The organism is Frankia sp. BMG5.23, from assembly GCF_000685765.2.
GTDB lineage: Bacteria > Actinomycetota > Actinomycetes > Frankiales > Frankiaceae > Frankia > Frankia casuarinae.
In genome coordinates, this window is the sequence record NZ_JDWE01000017.1 from 1 (window position 1) to 4,363 (window position 4,363).

Annotated in this window: 4 protein-coding genes; 2 read left to right on the forward strand and 2 right to left on the reverse strand. The window is 68.8% G+C overall.

Annotated features, from left to right (window positions below; all coding sequences use genetic code 11):
• Positions 1–114: 114 nt before the first annotated feature.
• Together BMG523DRAFT_RS10140 and BMG523DRAFT_RS10145 are read right to left on the reverse strand one after the other, a co-directional pair.
• Positions 115–1,260 (reverse strand): acyl-CoA dehydrogenase family protein, encoded by a 1,146-nt coding sequence (locus BMG523DRAFT_RS10140; protein ID WP_043590993.1) that lies wholly within the window; start codon positions 1,258–1,260, stop codon positions 115–117.
• Positions 1,261–1,269: 9 nt separating this feature from the next.
• The gene (locus BMG523DRAFT_RS10145; RefSeq protein WP_023840467.1) at positions 1,270–1,605 is read right to left on the reverse strand and encodes an enoyl-CoA hydratase-related protein; all 336 of its coding nucleotides are present in this window, start codon (positions 1,603–1,605) and stop codon (positions 1,270–1,272) included.
• Between BMG523DRAFT_RS10145 and BMG523DRAFT_RS10150 the strand changes: the two genes are divergently transcribed.
• Together BMG523DRAFT_RS10150 and BMG523DRAFT_RS10155 are read left to right on the forward strand one after the other, a co-directional pair.
• Positions 1,604–1,876, forward strand: a complete 273-nt coding sequence (locus BMG523DRAFT_RS10150) for a hypothetical protein (protein WP_049760852.1) — start codon at positions 1,604–1,606, stop codon at positions 1,874–1,876. The genes BMG523DRAFT_RS10145 and BMG523DRAFT_RS10150 overlap by 2 nt on opposite strands.
• A gap of 225 nt (positions 1,877–2,101) precedes the next feature.
• Positions 2,102–4,051 (forward strand): class I SAM-dependent methyltransferase, encoded by a 1,950-nt coding sequence (locus tag BMG523DRAFT_RS10155; protein WP_200923103.1) that lies wholly within the window; start codon positions 2,102–2,104, stop codon positions 4,049–4,051.
• The last annotated feature ends 312 nt before the right edge of the window (positions 4,052–4,363 follow it).

Sequence of the window (4,363 nt, forward strand, 5' to 3'; positions counted from 1 at the left end):
GTCCGCGCGGAGGCGGACCTTGTCGTTCCGCCATGTCCACCGGGCGGGCCGAACCCCCCGAACCCCCCACGTACCGAACAGACCCGGCTCCAGGCGTGGTTGGTCTCTTGCCGGTCAGAGGGAGCGGGCGATGAGCTCCTTCATGATTTCGTTGGTGCCGCCGTAGATCCTCTGGACGCGGGCGGCGGCGTACATGCGGGCGATGGGGTACTCGGTCATGTAGCCGTAGCCGCCGAAGATCTGTAGGCAGCGGTCGACGATCTCGCACTGCTTGTCGGTGGCCAGGTATTTGGCCATGGACGCGGTTGCTCCGTCGAGCCGGCCGGCCACATGCTCGGTGATGCAGTGGTCGATGAAGGTGCGCAGCGCCAGCGCTTCGGTACGGCACTCGGCGAGCACGAACCGGGTGTTCTGGAATTCCAGCAGGGGTTTGCCGAACGCCGTGCGCTCCTTGGCGTAGGCGATGGCCAAGTCGACGGCGTGTTCGGCGGCGGCCGCGGCATTCACCGCGATGGACAGCCGTTCCTGCGGCAGCTGCTGTACCAGCTGCACGAAGCCTTGGCCCTCGGCCGGACCGAGCAGGTTGACCGCAGGCACCCGCATGTCGGTGAAGGCCAGCTCGCGGGTGTCGGTGCCCATCGCGCCGATCTTCTGCAGCACCCGGCCGCGTTCGAACCCCGGCAGCCCCTGGGTTTCCGCCACGATCAGCGACAGCCCTCTGCCGCCGGGCGCGTTGCCGGTGCGGGCCACGATGATGAGCAGGTCACAGTGGGTACCGTTGGTGATGAACGTCTTTGCACCGTTGATCACGTAATGGTCACCCTCACGCCGGGCGGTGGTGCGCACGGCCTGCAGGTCGCTACCGGTGCCCGGTTCGGTCATCGCGATCGCGCCGACGAACTCACCGGACGCCAGTCTGGGCAGCCAGCGCTGCTTCTGCTCGTGGTTGCCGTAGGCGTTGATGTAGTGCGCGACGATCGGGCTGTGCACCAGGTAGGCCCAGCAGTCGTCGGCGATGTAGCCCTGCTCGCGCAACACCACGGCCTCGTGCGCGAACGTGCCGCCACCGCCGCCGTACTCAATGGGGCAGCTGATGCACAGCAGGCCGATCTCGCCGGCCTTGTTCCAGAACTCGCGGTCGACCGCGTGCTGCTCGGTCCACCGCCCGTGGTTGGGTTCGGATTCCTTGGCCAGGAAGGTGCGGGTGAGGTTTTGGAGCTGGTCGAGCTCCTCGGTCATCCACGATGATCGGTAGATCATAGTCTGTCCTCAGTGGCCGGTAAAGTTGTCGGTGATCCGTTCGGCGATTTTCGTCGCGGTGGCAAGGGTTCCGGTGTCGGGGACGACCTCGGCGGCCAGCCTGGCGGCGAGCGCGTCGGCGAGCGCGTCGGCGGCGATGATCGGCTCGCCGGTGAGCAGCATCCGCATCGCCGTGGCCTTGCCGGCCGCGTGCACCAGCCGCTGGGTGCCGCCCGCGCCCGGGATCACCCCGAGGGTCACCTCGGGCAGCCCGCCCTTCGAGGCGGAGTAGGCGGTCTGGCCGATCTGCCTTGCAAAGGCCGCGGTCGACGCGGTGTTGACGATGACGGCTTCTCGGATACTCATGCTGTCCGACGGTACGGCAGGCTATACAAACGGTCAGCTGATCATCCTGCTCGCCGACCTCACCCTCAGCCAGGTCCGCGACCTACGTGCCGCCGGCATTTCCACCAAGCCCGATCCAGAGCACACCCAGGCGCTGGGCATCCTGATCCGCGAACTCGGCCCTCGCCCGCTGCAACCCATGGTCGAGCAGTTCTGGAACCGCCTCGCCCAGGACGCGCCCACCGCCGGACCACCGCCAGAGCTGGAGATCAAAATCAGACCAGTCCCGTGACCCTGACGCAGGGCTCCGGCGTGCCTGCGGTGACGTTCTCCCGTGCCGCGGCGGGTGCGGCCGAACCCAGCTGCGTGTTCCGCCCCGGTTCAGCCTGACCACCCGGTTCAGCCGCGCAGCGCGGAGCGGTCGGTGAAGCTTCGGCTGCAATTCGGAGGCAAGAGGTATTTTGCGGGGGCTTCCCGACAGCGGACCGGATGCGGATCAAATATTCAGAGGAGGCCGATGGTGAGGCGTCGTGGCTGGCTCCCGGTAGCCGCGTGTGTGGGGATCGGCCTCAACAGCATCCGGCTGCGCGGCCGGGTAGGTGCCATCGACGTCATCGAATCGGTGGACCATGGGCCCCCGGGGGGCGCGCCCGGCTCGGACGACCCTCACGCGCAGCGTCCGCCGTACGTCCTCCTCCTCGCTTCCGGAGTGCGTCTCGGCCCCGAGCATCGCCGCGCGGCCGACGCGTACGCGCGTCGGCACGGCTGCGAGGTCCTCGACCTGGTCCCGGCCGAGATGTCGGCGCACCGGATCCTCGACCTGGCGCGGATGGTCGACCCGTCCACCTACCGGTCAGCCCGGCTGGCCCGCGGTCGCGGTGCCTTCCAAGCGGTGCTCGTCGATGCAGAGGTGCTGGCCCGCACCGGCCTCACCACCGCGGACAGCACCGATCTCACCGACCTCACCGACCTCACCGAGGCCGAGCTCGTGGCCGTGCTCGAGACGTGCAAACGGCACGCCGCCGCGTCCACCGACCTCGCCGTGCTGCCCGGCCTGGTCGGTGCCGAGCCGGACGACGGGCGCACCCGGCTGTCCGTGCACCGCGCCGCCTATGCGTGGGAGCCCGCCAGACGGGTGCTGCCCGCGCTGCGGGACGCCGCCATCCTGCTCGGGGCTACCAGCAACCCGCTCGCGGCACTCGCGGCGGTGACGATGTCCTGGCTGCAGCCGGTCGCCGTGGGCGGTAGCCGACTATGGGTGACGCCCGGGACGCTGCGGCGCAGCATGCTGACGCGGCGACGCGGCGCCCTCCTCCAGCTGGTGGGGATGCCGAGCCGAACCCGTGATCTTCTCGGCGCACCGACCATCGGCCCGGACCCGGCGACGTGCCCGCGGGCTCCGCGACCGATCAGAACGGCGGGCAGGCTCACCCCCACGGAGATCGCCGAGAAGAGATCCCAGTACCGGCGGGAGCTCGCCGGCGGTCTTGACCGGTTCCTCGAGTCGCCTCGCACGACCTGCCCGTGGTGCGGCGGAAACGACCTCTCCGTACGCATGAATGGCCGCGACGTCTCCCAGGGGAAGCCCGGCCGGTTCCGCTACGACCGGTGCGGCGACTGCGGCCACGTCTTCCAGAATCCCCGACTCTCCTTCGAAGGTCTGGACTTCTACTACCGGGACTTCTACGACGGGCTCGGCGCCGCCATGATCGAGGAGGTCTTCGGATTCAGCCCGGGCCCTTATCTCCACCGGGCCAGCCTGTCGATACCGACGCCCCGTCGCTGGTTGGACGTGGGAGGCGGCCATGGACATTTCTGTAACGTGGCGAGAACGGTCTGGCCGACGACGTCGTTCGACGCACTCGACATCGGGGCGGGCATCGAGGAGGCGGAACGCCGACGCTGGGTGGATCGGGCCTACCGCGGATTATTTCCCGATATCGCCGCCGATCTGGCTGACCAGTACGACGTCATCAGCATGTTCCACTACCTCGAACACACCCGGGATCCGCTGGCCGAACTGGATGCCGCCGCACTCGCGCTGGCCCCGGGCCGCCATCTGCTGCTCGAGGTACCGAATCCGGAGAGCCCCGCGGCCCGTATGTACCGCCAACTGTGGCCGGGATGGCTGATTCCGCAACATCAGCACCTTATGCCGGCGGCCAATCTGGCGGCTGCCCTGAGCGAACGTGGCTTCGCGGTCCAGGAGATCCGGTTCGGTGACGTCCATCAGCGGGGGGACCCGGTGATGGCCCTGTACGGGCTGCTCCAGACTGTCGCGCCGTCACCGTCCTCAGCGTGGCGCACCGAGGAGGAGCCGGGCCGCCCGCGGAGGGTCCGGGCGCTGACCGCGGCCGCCATGGTCCCCGCATTCGTGGCAGGCCTGGCCCTGGACGCGATGAGCCGGCCTTATCTGACCGCCGGCAGCCGGTCGAACGCCTACCGCATCCTCGCCCGCCGGAGGTAAGCCGGAGCGCCACATTCCCGCCACCCGCGCGTGATGGCCATGAAACGTGAGTGCCGGACACCGCAGCGCCATGGTGTCCGGCACCGCGCCGGCCAAAGAACCCGGGCGGGCATTGCCGATCGGAATCCGTTCCGGACACCCTCGCCAACGCCGCTACACGTTTCTCCTAGCGGTTCGCCATATTTCAGTGGCGCTCCGTCCAGGTCCTCTCGTCAGCTCAGGCCCAGTCCCAGTTCCAGTCCCAGCCGTCCTTCTGGTGCCCACCCTTGTCGTCCCGGCCCTTCTTGTCCTTACCGTCCCAGTCCTTCTTGT

Excerpts from the sequence above, each read along its gene's own strand:
- BMG523DRAFT_RS10140 (WP_043590993.1), bottom strand. The coding sequence starts at position 1,260 with ATGATCTACCGATCATCGTGGATGACCGAGGAGCTCGACCAGCTCCAA.
- BMG523DRAFT_RS10150 (WP_049760852.1), top strand. The coding sequence starts at position 1,604 with ATGCTGTCCGACGGTACGGCAGGCTATACAAACGGTCAGCTGATCATC.
- BMG523DRAFT_RS10145 (WP_023840467.1), bottom strand. The coding sequence starts at position 1,605 with ATGAGTATCCGAGAAGCCGTCATCGTCAACACCGCGTCGACCGCGGCC.
- BMG523DRAFT_RS10155 (WP_200923103.1), top strand. The coding sequence starts at position 2,102 with ATGGTGAGGCGTCGTGGCTGGCTCCCGGTAGCCGCGTGTGTGGGGATC.